The 17,822-nt window shown below is 58.8% G+C and carries 20 protein-coding genes and 2 tRNA genes; 9 read left to right on the forward strand and 13 right to left on the reverse strand.

What is annotated here, in order from left to right; genetic code table 11:
* Positions 1–95: 95 nt before the first annotated feature.
* Both DXD48_RS06245 and DXD48_RS06250 read left to right on the forward strand, forming a co-directional pair.
* A complete protein-coding gene (locus tag DXD48_RS06245) occupies positions 96–290 on the forward strand; it encodes a hypothetical protein (protein ID WP_117564434.1) in 195 nt (64 codons plus the stop codon).
* Positions 291–407: 117 nt separating this feature from the next.
* Positions 408–1,322 carry a ketopantoate reductase family protein gene (locus DXD48_RS06250; protein WP_229057805.1) on the forward strand — a complete coding sequence of 305 codons (915 nt, stop codon included), beginning with the start codon at positions 408–410 and terminating at the stop codon, positions 1,320–1,322.
* A 108-nt stretch (positions 1,323–1,430) separates the two neighbouring features.
* Here the strand turns inward: DXD48_RS06250 and DXD48_RS06255 are convergent, their stop codons facing one another.
* The 3 genes from DXD48_RS06255 to DXD48_RS06265 all read right to left on the reverse strand — a co-directional run bounded on the left by DXD48_RS06255 (position 1,431) and on the right by DXD48_RS06265 (position 4,228).
* On the reverse strand, positions 1,431–1,637 hold the full coding sequence (locus DXD48_RS06255) for a hypothetical protein (RefSeq protein ID WP_117564436.1): 207 nt from the start codon (positions 1,635–1,637) through the stop codon (positions 1,431–1,433).
* Positions 1,638–1,828: 191 nt separating this feature from the next.
* Positions 1,829–2,605, reverse strand: a complete 777-nt coding sequence (locus DXD48_RS06260) for a hypothetical protein (protein WP_117564437.1) — start codon at positions 2,603–2,605, stop codon at positions 1,829–1,831.
* Between the two features lie 312 nt (positions 2,606–2,917).
* Positions 2,918–4,228 carry an O-acetylhomoserine aminocarboxypropyltransferase/cysteine synthase family protein gene (locus DXD48_RS06265; protein WP_117564438.1) on the reverse strand — a complete coding sequence of 437 codons (1,311 nt, stop codon included), beginning with the start codon at positions 4,226–4,228 and terminating at the stop codon, positions 2,918–2,920.
* Between the two features lie 272 nt (positions 4,229–4,500).
* Between DXD48_RS06265 and DXD48_RS06270 the strand changes: the two genes are divergently transcribed.
* The 5 genes from DXD48_RS06270 to DXD48_RS06290 all read left to right on the forward strand — a co-directional run bounded on the left by DXD48_RS06270 (position 4,501) and on the right by DXD48_RS06290 (position 8,023).
* Positions 4,501–5,403: a LysR family transcriptional regulator gene (locus DXD48_RS06270; RefSeq protein ID WP_117564439.1), complete on the forward strand. Its 903-nt coding sequence runs from the start codon at positions 4,501–4,503 to the stop codon at positions 5,401–5,403.
* Between the two features lie 99 nt (positions 5,404–5,502).
* Positions 5,503–5,988 carry a ribonuclease HI gene (gene rnhA, locus DXD48_RS06275; protein ID WP_117564440.1) on the forward strand — a complete coding sequence of 162 codons (486 nt, stop codon included), beginning with the start codon at positions 5,503–5,505 and terminating at the stop codon, positions 5,986–5,988.
* A gap of 73 nt (positions 5,989–6,061) precedes the next feature.
* A complete protein-coding gene (locus DXD48_RS06280) occupies positions 6,062–7,168 on the forward strand; it encodes a Gfo/Idh/MocA family protein (protein WP_117564441.1) in 1,107 nt (368 codons plus the stop codon).
* A 2-nt stretch (positions 7,169–7,170) separates the two neighbouring features.
* Positions 7,171–7,581 (forward strand): acylphosphatase, encoded by a 411-nt coding sequence (locus tag DXD48_RS06285; RefSeq protein ID WP_117564442.1) that lies wholly within the window; start codon positions 7,171–7,173, stop codon positions 7,579–7,581.
* Positions 7,582–7,642: 61 nt separating this feature from the next.
* The gene (locus DXD48_RS06290; protein ID WP_172677978.1) at positions 7,643–8,023 is read left to right on the forward strand and encodes a Fur family transcriptional regulator; all 381 of its coding nucleotides are present in this window, start codon (positions 7,643–7,645) and stop codon (positions 8,021–8,023) included.
* A 77-nt stretch (positions 8,024–8,100) separates the two neighbouring features.
* Here the strand turns inward: DXD48_RS06290 and DXD48_RS06295 are convergent, their stop codons facing one another.
* The 3 genes from DXD48_RS06295 to DXD48_RS06305 all read right to left on the reverse strand — a co-directional run bounded on the left by DXD48_RS06295 (position 8,101) and on the right by DXD48_RS06305 (position 9,992).
* Entirely contained in the window at positions 8,101–8,898 is a 798-nt protein-coding gene (locus DXD48_RS06295; RefSeq protein ID WP_158548944.1) for an HAD-IIB family hydrolase, read from the reverse strand.
* Positions 8,899–8,981: 83 nt separating this feature from the next.
* Positions 8,982–9,560, reverse strand: a complete 579-nt coding sequence (locus DXD48_RS06300) for an urease accessory protein UreE (protein ID WP_117564444.1) — start codon at positions 9,558–9,560, stop codon at positions 8,982–8,984.
* Positions 9,561–9,563: 3 nt separating this feature from the next.
* On the reverse strand, positions 9,564–9,992 hold the full coding sequence (locus DXD48_RS06305; protein WP_035138874.1) for a peptidylprolyl isomerase: 429 nt from the start codon (positions 9,990–9,992) through the stop codon (positions 9,564–9,566).
* Between the two features lie 120 nt (positions 9,993–10,112).
* Here DXD48_RS06305 and DXD48_RS06310 point away from each other — a divergent pair, with 120 nt between their 5' ends.
* Together DXD48_RS06310 and DXD48_RS06315 are read left to right on the forward strand one after the other, a co-directional pair.
* On the forward strand, positions 10,113–11,126 hold the full coding sequence (locus DXD48_RS06310; RefSeq protein WP_117564445.1) for a dipeptidase: 1,014 nt from the start codon (positions 10,113–10,115) through the stop codon (positions 11,124–11,126).
* A 74-nt stretch (positions 11,127–11,200) separates the two neighbouring features.
* Complete coding sequence (locus DXD48_RS06315) at positions 11,201–11,977, forward strand: M48 family metallopeptidase (protein WP_231501581.1); 777 nt, start codon at positions 11,201–11,203, stop codon at positions 11,975–11,977.
* 6 nt (positions 11,978–11,983) lie between these two features.
* On the opposite strand, the gene folB is transcribed toward DXD48_RS06315, so the two are convergent.
* From folB to DXD48_RS06350, 7 genes are all read right to left on the reverse strand, one after another.
* Positions 11,984–12,469 carry a dihydroneopterin aldolase gene (folB, locus tag DXD48_RS06320; protein ID WP_055251396.1) on the reverse strand — a complete coding sequence of 162 codons (486 nt, stop codon included), beginning with the start codon at positions 12,467–12,469 and terminating at the stop codon, positions 11,984–11,986.
* A gap of 43 nt (positions 12,470–12,512) precedes the next feature.
* Positions 12,513–13,094 carry an HD domain-containing protein gene (locus DXD48_RS06325; protein ID WP_171021502.1) on the reverse strand — a complete coding sequence of 194 codons (582 nt, stop codon included), beginning with the start codon at positions 13,092–13,094 and terminating at the stop codon, positions 12,513–12,515.
* 2 nt (positions 13,095–13,096) lie between these two features.
* Positions 13,097–13,654, reverse strand: coding sequence for a GTP cyclohydrolase I FolE (gene folE, locus DXD48_RS06330; protein ID WP_117564447.1), 558 nt, complete (start codon positions 13,652–13,654; stop codon positions 13,097–13,099).
* 66 nt (positions 13,655–13,720) lie between these two features.
* Positions 13,721–14,302 carry an anaerobic ribonucleoside-triphosphate reductase activating protein gene (nrdG, locus tag DXD48_RS06335; RefSeq protein ID WP_117564448.1) on the reverse strand — a complete coding sequence of 194 codons (582 nt, stop codon included), beginning with the start codon at positions 14,300–14,302 and terminating at the stop codon, positions 13,721–13,723.
* Between the two features lie 427 nt (positions 14,303–14,729).
* Positions 14,730–16,952 carry an anaerobic ribonucleoside-triphosphate reductase gene (nrdD, locus tag DXD48_RS06340; protein ID WP_117564449.1) on the reverse strand — a complete coding sequence of 741 codons (2,223 nt, stop codon included), beginning with the start codon at positions 16,950–16,952 and terminating at the stop codon, positions 14,730–14,732.
* Positions 16,953–17,632: 680 nt separating this feature from the next.
* Positions 17,633–17,707 (reverse strand) — tRNA-Val (locus DXD48_RS06345).
* 3 nt (positions 17,708–17,710) lie between these two features.
* Positions 17,711–17,786: transfer RNA gene (locus DXD48_RS06350), tRNA-Gly, on the reverse strand.
* Positions 17,787–17,822 lie beyond the last annotated feature (36 nt).

Below are 17,822 nucleotides of genomic sequence, written 5' to 3' on the forward strand. Positions count from 1 at the left end.
GAATCGCAATCGAGAACGTATCGTAACGCAGCAGAAATCGAGCTGTCACGGCACCGCTTTAACATCAGCAAAAAGCCCGATGAAGGGAGGCGAGCGTGACCACACGTGAGGATGCCCACCCCTATCCCGGCGAACAGTACATCCTCTCGGTCGATCGCTATCAGATCGAGGTCATGGACCATCTAGACGAGCTTCCCGCCACGGGCGCCGTCATCTTCTGCACCTTCCCCAAGGTGCGTGATGGCGTCGGATATCCCGCACGTGTCTTTGCGGTCTGCCCCGCGTCATAAGTTCCCATGCGTTTGTTCTTCTAAATACGGCCATCCGGTGCACGCGACATGGCCCGGCGGCATACAATCCATCAGGCGCCCCATACGCGGGCGCCTTTTTATGGGGAGATGATTCACATGCAGATCAACAAGGTCGCCTTCATCGGCAAGGGCGGCGTGGGCCTGCTCTACGGCAGCATGATCGCCCAAGCGCTCGGCAACGACGCCGTCGAATACGTTATGGACGACGCGCGCTTTGAGCGCCACGCGGGTGATGCGCTCACCGTCAACGGCAAGCCCTGCGCGCTCAAGTCCGTCCGCGCGAGCGAGGCGACGCCCGTCGACCTGGTCATCCTCACGGTCAAGACAACCGGGCTCGATGTGGCGCTCAAAACCCTGGAAAGCGTCGTGGGACCCGACACGCTGATCGCGTCGCTGTGCAACGGCATCACGAGCGAGCAGAAGATTGCCGAGCGCTTTGGCTGGGAGCACACCGTCCTTGGTATCTGCCAGGGCATGGACGCCGTATTCCTCAACGGGGAGCTCACCTATACCAATGCCGGCGAGATCCGCTTTGGTGCGGCAGCGGGCACCGACCCCGCAACCGTTATCGCCATCGACGAGCTCTACACGCGTTGCGGCATCGCCCATACCGTCGAGCACGACATCGCACATCGCATGTGGGCCAAACTCATGCTCAACGACGGCATCAACCAGACCTGTATGGCCTACGGCGGCACCTACGGAAGCGCTACGGAGCAGGGCTCCGAGCAGCTCCGCAGTTTTGTCTCCGCCATGCGCGAGACGCTTGCAGTCGCCAATGCCGAGGGCATCGAGCTCACCGAGGCAGACCTAACGCAGATGGTGCGTCTCATAAAAGGGCTCGATCCCGCCGGCATGCCCTCGATGGCGCAAGACCGCATCGCTCAACGCAGAACCGAGGTCGAGGAATTTGCGGGTACCATCTGCCGCCTCGCGGCCAAGCACGGTATCCAGGTGCCGCAAAACGAATGGCTCTATTCGCGCATCCGCGAAATCGAGGCCAGCTGGTAACGCCGCCGCACCGCATCCAACAGTCTCAATAGCAAAAACCGCCGCAAAGGGCACTCCCCTTGCGGCGGCTTCCTTCTTCATCTATGGGCAAAACCAGCTTCACAACGGCTAGCGCCGCACCTGTGGCGTCTCGTCCTCGTCATCGCGACAAAGGGTCACGCCCGCACTTCCCAGCAGCGCTGCTGCGATGAGCGCGCCGACCACAATAGGAGCAGCCCCGCACGAGCCCTGCATGCCTGCGACAAACGCAGCTGTAGGGCCAAGACAGCCAAGTACCAATGCGACGGCGGCGATAGCGATATCTCGAGCGTTCATGAGACCACTTCCTCCACGAGAAAGACCTTATTTCTCATGAACCAGTGTGCCCCGTATGCATACGCCCAGCGTACCGCCACGGTAAGGGCTCTGTTAACTCAAACGCACATAAAGAAAGGGCGGCTTTACGTTGCCTAAAAGCTCAGTAAAGACGCCCGCCCATCATGTGCCTATTTTGCTCTGATGGCAGATTACCAACCGGTGTAGTAATCGGTGGTTCCGGCGGCGCAGCCGGAGTCATAGACCTTGCAATCACCCTTGGAGCCCGTAAAGGTCGAGCCCTGGGCCATATCGCCCGCGGCAACAACGTAATAGCCGTCGGAATCGCGCCAGAAGCCCTCAGAATCCTGAGTCCATTCGCCCGTGCGATAGTGATAAAGCACATTGCTGCTGTAATAGGTCTCGCGGCGCCCGTTGTAGTTATTGACACCCGCAGAGCGCGTCAGGCCCGATCCGTTCGCGTAGGACGCGGCAGACGCGTAGGACGGAGTGTAGCCGGCGTTGTAGTACGAAGCCTGGGCGGCCTCGGCAGCCTCTGCCTCGGCGGCAGCGGCCTCGAGCGCTTCGCGCTTGGCATTCTCAAGCGCAGTGCGCAGCTCATCGAGCTCGGTCGACTTCGCGTCGACCTCCCCCATCGTCAAAAGGCTGCCCGCACCATCGATACAACCCTGCAGCACAGCGCGCTCGTCATCGGTGGCATAGCCACCATACATGTTTAGGATAATCTGAGCGCGCATCTCAAGGGAATCGCGCTTGGCCTCCATCGAGGCGTTCCACTCCTGCATGGAACCATAACCATCGCCGCGATAATCAACGGGCTGTACCAGCGTCGTCTCGGACGGCGTAGATCCAACCGTATCGGACAATGTTGCCGCGTGGGCATCAGTTGCGCCGGCGCCCGCCAAAAGCGCCACGGTCAGAGCGGCGGAAAGGGCGGCGGCTTTCGGTTTTCGTGAATCGATCCTCATGTAGCTGGAAACCTCCGTAGTGCGTTTTTGCTGCGTTTGAGCTGCGTGTGATTCGATCGCGCTGCATAGTACCTCGAGCAAATCGCGACCTGCGGTTTTACTCAAAAGGCGCACGTCAATTGCGTAAAACTCACATCCTCTCAACAGGAGTTTTCCACAACTCGAATGCATAAAGCATGCCAAAAACCCTGTAATAGCGCCCTTCCTATGCAAAAAAGGCGCCTGCGCAACCATTGCTTGCGCAGGCGCCTTGAGCAGGCATTTTATGCAGTTATACCTATCGAGTCGCAAGGGGTCCTTGCACAAGTCGCCTTACTCGTCCAGCGCGGCGAAGGCCTGCTTCAGATCCCAAATGATGTCCTCGGCGTTCTCGGTACCGATGGAAAGACGGATCGTGGAGGGCGTGATGTTCTGCTCGGCGAGCTCCTCGGCAGAGAGCTGGGAGTGCGTGGTGGTAGCCGGGTGCACGACGAGCGACTTGACGTCGGCCACGTTGGCGAGCAGCGAGAACACCTGCAGATGATCGATGAACTTCCAAGCTGCCTCCTGGCCACCCTTAATCTCAAAGGTGAAGATCGACGCGCCACCGTTGGGGAAGTACTTCTGATAGAGCTCGTGATCGGGGTGCTCAGACAGGCTCGGGTGGTTCACCTTGGCGACATGGCTGTCACCAGCCAGGAACTCAACGACCTTCTTGGTGTTCTCGACATGACGGTCGACGCGCAGCGACAGAGTCTCGGTGCCCTGGAGCAGGACCCAGGCGTTGAACGGGCTGATGCAAGCGCCCTCGTCACGCAGCAGGATAGCGCGGACATAGGTTGCGAAGGCCGCGGGACCGGCAGCCTCGGCAAACGAAACACCGTGGTAGGAGGGATTGGGCTCAGCGATCTGGGCGTACTTTCCGCTCGCCTTCCAATCGAAGTTACCGCCGTCGACGATCACACCGCCCAGCGAGGTGCCGTGGCCGCCGATGAACTTGGTTGCGGAATGAACGACGATGTTGGCACCATGCTCCAGCGGACGGAACAGATACGGGGTGCCGAAGGTGTTGTCGACAACAACCGGCAGACCGTGCTTCTTGGCGATCTCGGAGATGGCGTCGATGTTGGGGATGTCAGAGTTGGGGTTGCCGAGCGTCTCGAGATAGATGACCGTGGTGTTGTCCTTGATGGCACCCTCAACTTCTTCCAGGTTATGGGCATCGACAAACGTGGTCTCGACGCCAAACTGGGAGAGCGTATGCTCCAGCAGGTTGTAGGAGCCACCGTAGATGGTCTTCTGAGCCACCACGTGGTCACCGGCCTGGGCAAGGGCCTGCAGGGTATAGGTGATGGCAGCAGCGCCGGAGGCGACGGCAAGACCTGCCACGCCGCCCTCGAGCGCGGCGATACGGTCCTCGAAGACGCCCTGGGTGGAGTTGGTCAGACGGCCGTAGATGTTACCGGCGTCGGCAAGACCAAAGCGGTCGGCGGCGTGCTGGGAGTTGCGGAACACATAGCTCGTGGTCTGGTAGATCGGCACGGCACGGGAGTCGGAAGCGGGATCGGCGCTCTCCTGGCCAACGTGCAGCTGCAGGGTATCGAAACCAAAGGTGTGCTCGGGGTTGTTGATGAACTGGCTCATGATGATCTCCTTGATCGAACGAAAGTAAGTAAAAAGAGAGAAGTAAGTCGCTGTCTCCTGATCACGCCGACGGGCGCAAACAGGAGCCCGGCATTCGTCTTGGTAAGCAATTCATATGCGGGCCTCCTTTCGCGTCCCGATTCCGTGGTCGGCTTAATAACCTACCGCCTTTGTGTGTTTTGAATAGTACGGGCATTGTCTCCCTCGGTCAATCACTTAAAAGCGCTAACTTGTTATCTGTTTTATAGATAACTATCGAAAGGATGGCGTCGATGACCCTTCAGCAGCTTCGTTTTCTGATCACCGTGGCAGAGTCCGGCTCAATCAACGCCGCAGCTCAGCGCCTCTATACCGCTCAGTCCAACATCTCAAACGCCGTCAAAAGCCTGGAACAGGAACTCCATCTGGAGATCTTTACGCGCTCCAGCCGCGGCGTCACGCTCACCAACGACGGCACCGAGCTTTTGGGCTATGCGCGCCAGGTCGTAGAGCAGGCCGACATGCTCGAGGCACGCTACGAGGACGGCGGCACCCCGCAAGCCCGCCTCGCCATTTCCGCCCAGCACTACGCCTTTTCGGTCGAGGCCTTTGTCAACGTGGTCGAGCGCTGCCGCGACAGCAAGTTCGAGTTCATCATGCGCGAGACCACCACATCGCAGATCATCGATGACGTCCGTGCGTTTCGCAGCGATATCGGCATTCTGTATCTGGATGACTTTAACGCCCGCGTTCTGCAGAAGGCCTTCGCCGATGCCCGCGCAAGCTTCCATCCCCTATTCGACGCGACGGTCCACGTATTCGTCAGCGAACGCCACCCGCTCGCACGCCGCCCTCAGCTGTCCCTTGCCGACCTCGCGCCCTATACGCGCTACAGCTTTGAGCAGGGAACCTCAAACTCCTTCTATTACGCCGAGGAACCTTTTAGCTATATCCCTTGCGACCGCAACATACGAATCTCGGACCGCGGAACACTTACCAACTTACTTATCACGTCGAACGGTTACACCCTGTCGACCGGAGTCCTCTCCAATGAAATGCAATGGGGTATGGCATCGATCCCGTTAGCAGACGCCCCAACGATGCACGTTGGCTACATCATGCACGACGAGCGCAAGCCCTCTCTCCTCTTGCAGCAATACCTCGACGAGCTCAACCGCATCATCCATGCCAGCTAACAGTCGGAAGACGGGGTAGAAATCGTAGATTGCTGGCCCCCGGCGGGCATGGCGCTACAATGGTCACTCACATGAAATGCACTCAAAGAAAGGAAGCCCGTGAAGGTCATCATCTATACCGACGGCTCGGCCCGATCAAATCCGGGACGCGGCGGCTACGGCGCCGTGCTCAAATACACCAACCCCGCCGGCAAGACCTTTACCTCCGAGCTTTCGCGCGGCTACGCCAAGACCACCAACAACCGCATGGAGCTCATGGCCGTTATCGTGGCGCTCGAGGCACTCAACCGCCCCTGCGAGGTCGAAGTCCATTCCGATTCGCAGTACGTCGTCAACGCCTTTAACAAGCACTGGATCGACGGCTGGAAAAAGCGCGGGTGGAAAACCGCCAACAAGCAGCCCGTCAAGAACCGCGACCTGTGGGAGCGCCTACTCACCGCCAAAAGCAAGCACAAGGTTGAGTTCATCTGGGTTAAGGGTCACGCCGGCCACGAGCTCAATGAGCGCTGCGATGAGCTCGCCACCACGGCGGCCGACGGCAGCAACCTCGATATCGACACCGGCTTTAACGAGAGCGACCTGTAATAGCATTTTCGCACAGCTTTATATCCCCACGCGCTACACTCATCCTGTAGACCAAACAACGCAAGGGGGACGTATGCTGCGCATCGCGACCATCGGCACATCCATGATCACCGACGACTTTATCCAAGTCGTCAACGCCAACGACCAAGCCGCGTTTGTGGGCACGCTTTCACGCGATGCCAATCGCGGTGCTGCCTTTACCGCCGAGCGCGATGGCGAGCGAAACTTTATCTCACTCGATGAGCTTGCGGCAGCCGCCGACGTCGACGCCGTCTATATCGGCAGCCCCAACGCACTTCACTACGAGCAGGCCCTTGCCTGCATCGCCGGTGGCAAGCACGTCATCGTCGAGAAGCCCTTCTGCGCCACCGAAGCGCAGGCGCTGGAAGTCTTCCGCGCTGCCGAGGCAGCAGGTGTCGTGGCCCTCGAGGCCATGCGTCCCCTCCACGATCCCGCCTTCCACGCCATCGAGGACGCCCTGGGCGAGATCGCCCCCATCCGCCGCGCCTCATTGCGCTTTGGCAAATATTCCTCGCGCTACAACGAGATTCTCGCGGGACGCGCCACCAATATCTTCGACTGCAATATGGCATCGGGTTCCCTCATGGACATTGGCGTCTACACCGTCGAGCCCATGGTCGAGATTTTCGGCATGCCCTCCGGCCTTACGAGCATGACTACTCTGCTCGACCCCACCACGCGACAGCTCACGCACGGCCCCATCGATGGCTGCGGTTCCATCCTTGCCAGCTACGGCGGTGGCCGTATCTCCGTCGAGCTCGCGCACTCCAAAATTACGAATGACCTGCTGCCCTCGCAGATCGAAGGCGAGCGTGGCACTATCCAGATTGACCATCTGTCCACGCCCCGCAACGTCCGTATCGACTATCGCGGCGATGTCGTACGCGGATCGGCGACCGAGGCGCCGCGCGAGCAAGGCGGCAACGGACGCGCGCTCGACCTTCCCAAGTCAAGCAACACCATGGAATACGAGCTCGCGGACTTTATCACCGCCATCGACGGCATCGATAACGTTAAGGAAGAGATTTGGGAGACCCCGGCGGGACGCCACGAGCTTGGCCACTACCGCGATGTCACGCTCGTCTCGCTGCGTATCATGGATGCCGTGCGCCAGCAGGCCGGCATAACCTTCCCGGCCGACGCAGGCAAGCAGGCATAGCGATGGGCCTCTTCGATACGTTCTTCTCCAGCGTCACCGGCGGCAGTCGAGAGCCTCAAAAACCATCAAACGTCGAGCTCGAGCTGCGCCGCAGGCTTACTGTGCTCGCAAGCGACGAGGCCACTCAAGACGCTCCCCTGCGCTATTTCCTGCGCTGGGAAGGGCAAGTCCAGGGCGTCGGTTTTCGCTTTACCAACACCAACCTCGCGCAGGCACGCGCACTCACCGGCTGGGTGCGTAACATGGAAGACGGCTCAGTCGAGATGGAGATACAGGGGGCTCCGGCAAACATCCTATCTCATCTCGAGGCGCTTCATGCCTCCTACGAGCGCATGGGAACGCGTTTTCGCCTCGTAGACGCCCAGACCCGAGCCCCACTTGCCAATGAAGACGGTTTCATTCCTCGTTATTAGTATTGTGTGCTAAATACGGTATCATTTACCTACGACCGTTGATAGAAAAGAGGCGAGGCGCATGGCGGTGCAAAGAAGGAATACCAGGCAGCGAAAGTTGGTTCTTGACGCCGTGCGCCAAAGCTATAACCATCCCACCGCCGACGAAATCTACAACGTCGTGCGCGCGCAGGATGACAAAATCAGCCGTGGTACGGTCTACCGCAATCTCAATCTCTTGGCCGACGCTGGCGAGATCCTCTCCATCAAGACGCCGGGCGGCAGCCGCTTCGATCGCACGATCGAGCCGCATGCGCATATCATCTGCACCTCGTGCAGCCGCGTCATCGATGTACCGCTCCCCTTCGATGCCCAGCTCGACGCCAAGGCGTCCGAGCAAATCGGCTGGCACGTCACGTCGCACTACACCATCTTCGAGGGTCTCTGCCCCGACTGCCGATAAATGTTTGGGACATGCCTTAAAATCCACCTTTCCGCACTCTGTAGCAAAAAGTAGATTTCTAGGCATGTCCCAAATATCTACTCGGCAAGCAGGCGATGCAGTTCCTCTTCGACCGTGCGCGCGTAGCGGACGCGGTCGTTGATGCCGCGCATGCTGGGGTTGCAGCTCTCCATCAGATAGGGATGGCCCACCACGTTGAGCATGTCGCGATCGTTCTCATTGTCGCCAAACGCCATCATCTCATCGGGCGAAATCCCCAGGGCACGACCGTAATCGGCAAGCGCGGAGCCCTTGCCCGAACCGAAACCGATAAAGTCCGTCCATTCGGTTCCCGATGTCATGACATCGACTCGGTCGCTAAAGAGGCGCTCGAAATACTCCAAGGCCGCCGGCTGCTCCACCTCGGGCGTCTGGAAGGCAATCTTAATGACGTCCTCGTCGATGTCCTCGGGACGGTCGACCACCGCCGCGTCGCAGTGGACCTCATAGCGCAGGTGGTCAACAAACGCGTCATTGCCGCTCATGGTGTAGAGGTGCCCCTCACACGAAAGGGTCACGTCGGCATGGGGATACGCAACCACGGCATTCGCGATATCCATAGCAAGGCTACGCTCCATGGAACGCTTGACAACGGCACGCCCCTCGCTCATCACCAGGGCTCCGTTTTCGCATACATAGGCGAGTTCATCGGCCACCGGGGCAAACAGGTAGCGCAAGCTCGCATATTGACGGCCGCTCGCCGGCATAAACACGATACCGCGACGATGCAGCTCATCAATGAGCTCAAAGGCCTCGGAACGCGGCTCGCGCTCCCCCGGATGCAGCAACGTGCCGTCCAAATCGCATGCAATCAGCTTGATTCCCTCAAGACCCATATGCTTCCCCCAAAGCCTCCTATCAACAGCAAGACGGACTTTGATTGGTCGCCCCTCAAAGCCCGTCTTGCGCATACGCACGCTTAGCCGCGCGTCTTTTTTACGATGGTAAAGTCGGGAGCCATGCTCACGACGACATCCGCCGCGCTCGATGCAAAGCGTCGGTCCGCATCGAGTTCGCGGGTAACCACCGAGAGCCGAACACCCTCGACACCCCGGAGCATACGGCCCAAAACAGGCTGCACCGGCGTATACATGCGCACGGTATGCTCGTCCGAATCGCCTCGGAAAAGCGGCGCGTGCATATTGCCGATCTCCCAGCACGCATGCGCGAGCGCAATCGGATCCATGCGGTCGACTTCGACCAAATAAACCTCGGCGCTGCGCAGGCGCACGACAACCGCCACGGGCACCATGCCCGAACGGTCAATGGCGAGCACGTCGCCATCGGCAAGACGACCGCCGTCGGTAGCATCCAGCCGAACATCAATCGTGCGCCCCAGCTCCGTCACGCCCACAAACGCGCATACATCGGCCTGGTCCCAATCGAGCAGCAGCTCGTCAACTTCAAAGACGCCGCCCAACTTCCGGCGAAGCAGGAGTTCATAGGACGGATCGTTGAGATTTCCCAAGCATGTCGTCGAAACCAGGCGTTCAGACATACTCTAACCCTCGACCTCAACGAGCTCGATATCAAAGTTGAGGTCCTTGCCGGCCAACTCGTGGTTGGCGTCGAGCGTCACAGCCTCGGGCGTCACGTCAATGACGACGGCGGGAACGGGCATGCCGCTCGGCGTGGACAGGAAGAGCTTCATGCCCTTCTCGATCTGCTCGATGTTGGGAACCTGCTCGGCCGGGAAGGTCAGAACCATCTCGGGATTGTGCTCGCCGTAGGCATCGGCAGCAGGAATGTGCACGGTCTTCTTCTCGCCCACCTGCATGTCGACAACAGCGGCGTCGAAGCCCTTGATCATCTGGCCGGCGCCGCAGGTGAACTCCAGCGGCTCGCCGCGATCGTAGGAGCTATCGAACTGCGTGCCGTCGTCGAGCGTGCCGCGATAATGGGTCTTGACCTTCTTGCCCTGGTTGGACATGGTAACCTCCGTGATAAGGGCGGCGCACAACGCGGGCCGCCGTGTACATATGGCGCTAACTATACCCTAGTCATACAATTCAAAGACAGTTTGCAAAGAAACGCTGCAACCGGAGGAACCATGGCATATCCCGTATTTGACCTACACTGCGACACCGCCGACCGCATCGGCTGGGCCACGCTCGATCTCGACCTGCGCTTTACCGCCGGCACCGACGGTTATTTCCCCGGCGACGAAACGCATCCGCAAGATTTCGACCTCATCGAGGGCAATGCCTGCGCCATCTCGCTCGCAAAGATCGGCAACACGCCGTGGGCACAGTGCTTCGCCACATTTGTCCCCGACGAGATTCCCACCGCCCACGCCGCGCGCTTCCAGGCGCAGATCATGGCACACATGAGCGGCCAAGCAATGCTCAACCACGACCGCATGGTCAACGTACGCAACGCGGCAGACATTCGCCCCGCGCTCAAAGACGGCAAGGTCGCCTGCATCCACACCATCGAAAACGCCACGTTCTTTGCCGAGGACCCCGCGCTGATCGAGGTGCTCAAGAGCCTGGGCGTACTCATGTCATCACTCAGCTGGAACGCGCAGGGACCGCTCGCGAGCGGCCACGACACCCACGCCGGTCTCACCGCCGCCGGCATCGAGGCACTTACGCAGATGGAGCACGCCGGCATGGTACTTGATGTCTCCCACCTCAACGATGAGTGCTTTGACGAGGCCGCCGCCCGCGCCACGCGTCCCTTCGTCGCCAGCCACTCCAACTCCCGTGCGGTTTGCGGCGCCAAACGCAACCTTACCGACGACCAGTTCCGCACCATTCGCGACATGGGTGGCATCGTCGGCCTCAACTACTGCAGCGAGTTCCTTTCCAACGACGCAACCGACAAGACCGCCGCAGACGTCACCTTCGACCAGCTGGCGGCGCATATCGAGCACTGGCTCGACCTGGGCGGCGAGGACGTCATCGCGCTCGGCGGCGACTGGGACGGCGCCACGGTGCCCGCTTTCCTCTCCGATGCCAGCAAGATGCCCGAGTTCCAGAACATGCTTTCCAAGCATTTTGGCAAGACCGTGATGCAAAAGCTCTGCAGCGACAACGCGCTTGCCTTCTTCGAGCGTTATTAATTTCACATCCCTTGAGCGGGCCGGCATGCCGAACGGTCGACATGCCGGCCCGTCCCCGATCTGAAGGACCGCTTTTGACGCAGCAGTTTACGATTTCCGCATCCCGACCGGATGGGACGACCATCCCCGTCGTCGTTACCAAAAAGCGCGTCAAGAACTTCAACCTACGCGTCACATCGAGCGGCGAGGTCCACGCCAGCGCACCGATCGGCGCCAGCCGCGAGCGTATCGAAGCGTTTGTGAAGCGCAACAGCGCCTGGATTATCAGCCGACTTGCCCAGCGCGAGCAACGTCAGGCGACGGCACGAGAGCCGCTCAGCCCCTCGTCCATCATTGCACTTTGGGGCAAGCCCATCACGGTACAGGATGCACTCGATCACAACTTTGCATCACCCGCACCGCGACCCAAACAGGCCACCTTCGCAAGTTTTATGGGTACCGATGAATCGGACGAAGGCCCACAGGCCAAGCGGCACGCAATCCTCGACGGCCTAACGTCCGATGAGCTCCAAGCCCGTATCGACCAGCTCTATGCAACCGAGGTCACCACGGCACTGTACGATATGGTGCACGCGTACGAAATCGCAATGGGCGTCACCGTGGCCCGCGTCTCCGTGCGCAGCATGAAAACGCGCTGGGGATCATGCACGCCCAAGACCGGCGCCATTCGCATCGCGCGCGAGCTCGCCGCCTACCCTGTCGAATGCCTCGACATGGTTGTCGCCCACGAGCTCGTCCATCTGCTCGAGCCGAGCCACAATCAGCGCTTTCACGCCCTGCTCGACACGTACTGTCCCAACAATAGAGCACTGTCTCAGCGGCTCAAGCAGCCACCCCTCAACAAGCTCTAGCGCCGACTAGCGCACGCGCTCGATCTCGACGCCGCAGCTTGCCAGGGGCAGGCCAACAGGAGCCCACGGCTTATCGAGCTTTATGCGCACACCAAGCAGCGAGGGATAACGGCGCAGCAGCATCTGGGCTGTCCCCTCGGCTGCCGCCTCGATGAGCTTAAACGTATGCTCGCGCAGATAGCCATCGACATCGTGGCACACCGAGCCGTAGTCAATCGAGGCATCCAGGTTATCGTGCTCCCCCGCCGCGCGCAGGTCGGCATAGAGCACCAGAGAAACGATGAACTTCTGACCCAGCGCGTTCTCCTCGGGATACACGCCATGGTTGGCAAAAACCTCAAGGCCGTCAATGACAATACGATCGGCATGGCGCAAATCGTCATAGCTCACATGGGGCACCGCCGTTGCGGTGGATATTTCGCCCCTTCCACGGCGGGCGAGCTCGGCGCCTTCAGTCTTGGTTGCATTCTCGGGCAGTTTCTTGTTACTCATCGCGATCGTCTCCTTCGTTTAGAACCCCGACCGCGCAAACTAACTACACGCGAATCGACAGGTTCTTTTTATCATCGCTCCAGTTGCAAGCATTGCGCGCGGGGCATGCAAAGCAGGCGCGCGACGCTTTGTCGGCCGCATAGAGCAGACGCTCAAGCGGTTGGCTGTTCACGCGCAGCTTTCGATGGCCCAGAATGGCCGTCTTAATGGCTGCGGCATCGGCCGGCTCAAACGCCACGTCATCGGGCATGCCGCCGAGAATCGCATCAGCGACGCGTTCGCTTGCAACATCATGGGATATACCCGATTCATACTGTTCATCTTTGCCGATATCGTGAAGAAGTGCCGTGGCGTAGATGACCTCGCGGTCAAATTCGAGCTGCTCCTCGAGATTCTTGATCCACATAATGCGAGCGACATCGAGCAGATGGTCAATACCGTGGCGGCAGAAGATGCGCCCCGATTCCAACTGTGCAATGTTGCCCAGGTGCCGCCGGAACAGCCCGTTGGCACAAATGTAATCAATGCGAGGCATGGCACCAAAGGGGGCCAGGCCCGAAGCCATAAAGCCGCGACGCGACGTCCCCTCATCGGTCTTCGATGTAAAGTCGTTGACGACTCTCATGGTTAACGGTCCAGCATCCTAAAGAAACGCTCCTCGAGCGCGGGATCGGTCTCAAAGACGCCGCGGCGAGCGAGCGTCACGGTCTTGGTGCCGGGCTTTTGCACGCCACGCATCGTCATGCACATATGCTCGGCCTCCATCAACACAATCGCTCCCTGGGGAGCGAGATACTCCATGAGGGCATCGGCAACCTGCGCACACAGCTGCTCCTGCAGCTGCAGACGGCGGGCATAAACCTCAACCGTGCGAGCAAGCTTGGAAAGCCCGGCCACCCGACCGTTAGGGATATAACCAATGGCGGCCTTGCCATAAAACGGCAGCAGATGATGTTCGCACAGCGAGTAGAACGTGATGTCGCGCTCGATAACCAAATCGTTCGAAGCGACGGCAAAGGTTTTGGACAGGTGCTCCTCGGCACTCTGGTCCACACCGCCGGCGATCTCGCCATACATACGGGCAACGCGCGCCGGAGTCTCCAGCAGGCCCTCACGAGTTGGATCCTCGCCTATGCCCTCAAGCAACAGCTTAATGGCGGCCTCGACTTTTTCCTGATCGACCATCTGGGCCTCACTTTTCCGATTTCACGTTCGCACTATGGTACCACGCCCTCCGGCATCGACCACAAGCTACATAGTATGGGTCGAATAGACCGGATCATCGCGCCAAAGTTCAACCGCATCACAAAGCGCAACGCCCTCGCGCTCAGCACGGGCGCGCGTAGCGTTCATATCGATCACGCGCTGGTTGCTCGAGCCCCTAAAGCGCAGCGTGATATCGTACAGGTCCTGAACAAACGGGCCGTCCACCAACATGTCGAGGCAGGCAAGAATGCGGTCCGTCACCTCGGTATGATGACGACCACCCGGCATAAGCTCCTCGAGCACGTCACCGGTAAAGCACCAAATGGTCTTCCCCGACCCCACTGGATAGGCCGCGCGAACACGCTCGACAAACTCAACGAGCCCCGCCTGATTCTCGGGCTCCATGGGCTCGCCGCCCAGAATCGTCAGACCATCGATAAAGGGATGATCGAGACTCTTGATAATCTTGTCCTCGACGGCACGATCGAACGGCTCACCCGCAGCAAAGTCCCACGCAACAGAGTTAAAGCAATTCTTGCACCCACGACGGCACCCGCTTACAAACAGAGAAGTACGAACGCCTTCTCCATCAGCAATGTCGAAATACTTAATGTTCGCGTAGTTCATAGGTAACCTTCCTGGGGGTCTGGAGTATATCATCCCGTCCTCAAACATTCTCGGCCTTCGGCCTGCGAAACTGCGGGCGGGACGATATACTCCAGACCCCTCGCGAGCGATACTCAATGAACTCAGCGAACATCGAGTATAGGGTTCGAGGTCCAATAAAAACAATGCTGCAGCTCAACCGTTATCGCAAGCAAAGCGTTGTTGCAAGTCAACTCATTTCCGCTAAAAACTTCGAGGAGTGAGCAGACCGCGTGCTGCATCTCAGCTACATCAACTTGGCTGAGCCGAGAGGGCCGCTTGGGCTTTTGCTCGATATGAGTTCCGCACGCAAAGAAGGCCACTTAATGTGGCCTTCGTCTTGCGCAGGACTGTCCGAAATAGCGAGCAAATGCCCAAGCGGCCCTCTCGGCTCAGTCCCGGAGCGGTATTAGAGATGCAGCACGCGGTCGCGGATCTCCTCGGTTCGACCCTGGTTCCAGAACTGGGTACCGATGTAGCCGCACGTACGACGAGCGACGTTCATTTTCTCCTGGTCGCGGTTGCCGCAGTTGGGGCACTCCCACACCAGCTTGCCATCGTCCTCAACAATCTTGATCTCGCCATCGTAGCCGCACACCTGGCAGTAGTCGCTCTTGGTGTTGAGCTCGGCGTACATGATGTTGTCGTAGATGTACTGCATCACGCGAATGACAGCCTTGAGGTTGTCCTGCATGTTGGGAACCTCGACGTAGGAGATAGCACCGCCCGGCGAAAGCTGCTGGAACATGCCCTCGAACTTGAGCTTGTCGAATGCGTCGATCTCCTCGGACACGTGGACGTGGTAGCTGTTGGTGATGTAGCCCTTGTCCGTCACGCCCGGGATAATGCCAAAACGACGCTGCAGGCACTTGGCGAACTTGTAGGTCGTCGACTCAAGCGGGGTGCCGTACAGCGAGAAGTCGATATCGCTTTCGGCCTTCCACTCGGCGCACTTGTCGTTCATGCGCTGCATGACGGCCATGGCAAACGGCGTGCCCTCCTTCTCGGTGTGGCTGTGACCCGTCATGTACTTGACGCACTCATACAGACCGGCATACCCCAGGCTGATGGTGGAATAGCCGCCCACGAGCAGCTTATCGATCGTCTCGCCCTTCTTCAGACGCGCCAGGGCACCGTACTGCCAAAGAATCGGCGCGGCATCCGAAAGCGTGCCCATCAGACGCTCATGACGGCACAGCAGGGCACGATGGCACAGCTCAAGGCGCTCATCGAAGATCTTCCAGAACTTGTCCATGTCCTGATGCGAGCTCAGCGCGACATCGGGCAGGTTGATGGTCACAACACCCTGGTTAAAGCGACCATAGTACTTGGGCTTGTTCGGGTCATAGTTCAGCGCGTTGGCCACATTGTTAAATCCGTTACCGGAGCGGTCGGGCGTCAAGAAGCTGCGGCAACCCATGCAGGTGTAGCAATCGCCGTTGCCAGCGGTCTCGCCCTTAGACAGCTTGAGCTCGCGCATCTTCTTCTCGGAGATGTAGTCGGGCACCATGCGCTTGGCGGTGCACTTGGCAGCCAGCTGGGTCAGGTAGAAGTACGGGGAATTCTCGTGAACATTATCGTCCTCGAGTACATAGATAAGCTTGGGGAATGCCGGGGTAATCCACACACCGGCTTCGTTCTTAACGCCCTCATAGCGCTGACGAAGCGTCTCCTCCACGATCATGGCAAGGTCGTGCTTCTCCTGCGCTGAGCGAGCCTCGTTGAGATACATAAAGACCGTCACAAACGGCGCCTGGCCGTTTGTGGTCATAAGGGTCACAACCTGATACTGAATCGTCTGGACGCCGCGACGGATCTCGTCACGCAGACGGTCCTCAACGACCTCACGGACCTTTTCGGCAGATGCCGAAACACCGAGCTCCTCGAGCTCGCGGGCAACCTCGCCGCGAATCTTTTGACGGCTCACCTCAACAAACGGGGCGAGATGGGTCAGTGAAATAGACTGGCCGCCGTACTGGGAGGAAGCAACCTGGGCGATAATCTGCGTCGCGATGTTGCAGGCAGTCGAGAAGCTGTGCGGCTTCTCGATCAGCGTGCCCGAGATAACGGTGCCGTTCTGGAGCATGTCCTCCAGGTTCACCAGGTCGCAGTTATGCATGTGCTGGGCAAAGTAGTCAGAATCGTGGAAGTGGATCAGGCCCTCATTGTGGGCATCCACGATCTCCTGGGGCAGCAGCACACGCTGAGTCAGATCCTTTGAAATCTCGCCGGCCATATAGTCGCGCTGGACGGAATTGACGGTCGGGTTCTTGTTAGAGTTCTCCTGCTTGACCTCTTCGTTATTGCACTCGATCAGCGACAGAATCTTGTCGTCGGTCGTGTTCTTCTGGCGCTTCAGGCTCTGAACATAGCGATAGATGATGTAGTGGCGGGCGACCTCGTAGCAGTCGAGACGCATGATCTCGTCCTCGACCAAATCCTGGATCTCCTCGACCGAAACGGTGTGGCCCGCGTTCTCGCATGCCTCGGCGACGTTTTGCGCCGCATAAACCACCTGGCGGTCGGTAAGACGAGAGCTCTCCTCGACCTCCAAGTTTGCGGCGCGGATGGCATTGACGATCTTATCGATGTCAAAGACAACCTCGGTGCCGCTGCGCTTGATGATCTTCATCCTCTTGCCTCTTTCGCGTCGTAGCCTCATTGCGCTTCAGAGCCAAACGATGCCCGGCAGGGCCTGCCCCTGCCTTGCGGCGCCGTCGCGCAATCTGTGTTCTCGATAAACCATAAGCCTCCATGCGGACATTCCCTAGAGCCAATCAAGCGGTTCAAGGACACGTTCAAAAGAGGCAGTTAAGGTCTTCGTTCTCTGTCCGCCATCTATCATACGACAAAGAAGCATCTATATCCTGTATTCTTTTTTTAGGTCAAACACAACATATAGTGTTTCAGCAGGTCAAAGCAATTGGTCATTTTGCAGACGCATTAAAAATGAGGGGTATTTGACAAGTCGGTAAAACGTTACCAACACGGCTACCTGCATGGCAGTTATAAAACCCCCTTAGTCAAGCCGCTGACAAATCCTACCAAAACCAAGCCGCTCACGCCAAAAGAATCCAAAAGATTATGCTTGACCAACATGTTGCGGTCGTGCCTTGCCGAGCTCCATGCAACCGCGGCACGAATCCTTGAAAGATATGTGCATGCAAACGGAGAAGATGGGAGTTTTCTCGGATGACTACTGAGAAGCATTCCGGAAGATCAAAAACTCGATATTTGGTGACGTATTTGGCGACCCATTTGGCGACGTAAAACAAAACAGCCCAGAGGCGTTGCCTCTGGGCTGCGAACATTTGGTGGGCGTTAGAAGATTTGAACTTCTGACCTCTTCCGTGTCAGGGAAGCGCTCTCCCCCTGAGCTAAACGCCCAAATGGAGCGGACAACGGGGCTCGAACCCGCGACCCCAACCTTGGCAAGGTTGTGCTCTACCAACTGAGCCATGTCCGCCTGCGAGGATTTAATATACGGGATGATCCACCCAAA

Source organism: Collinsella sp. TM05-37 (assembly GCF_003436455.1).
Classification (GTDB): domain Bacteria; phylum Actinomycetota; class Coriobacteriia; order Coriobacteriales; family Coriobacteriaceae; genus Collinsella.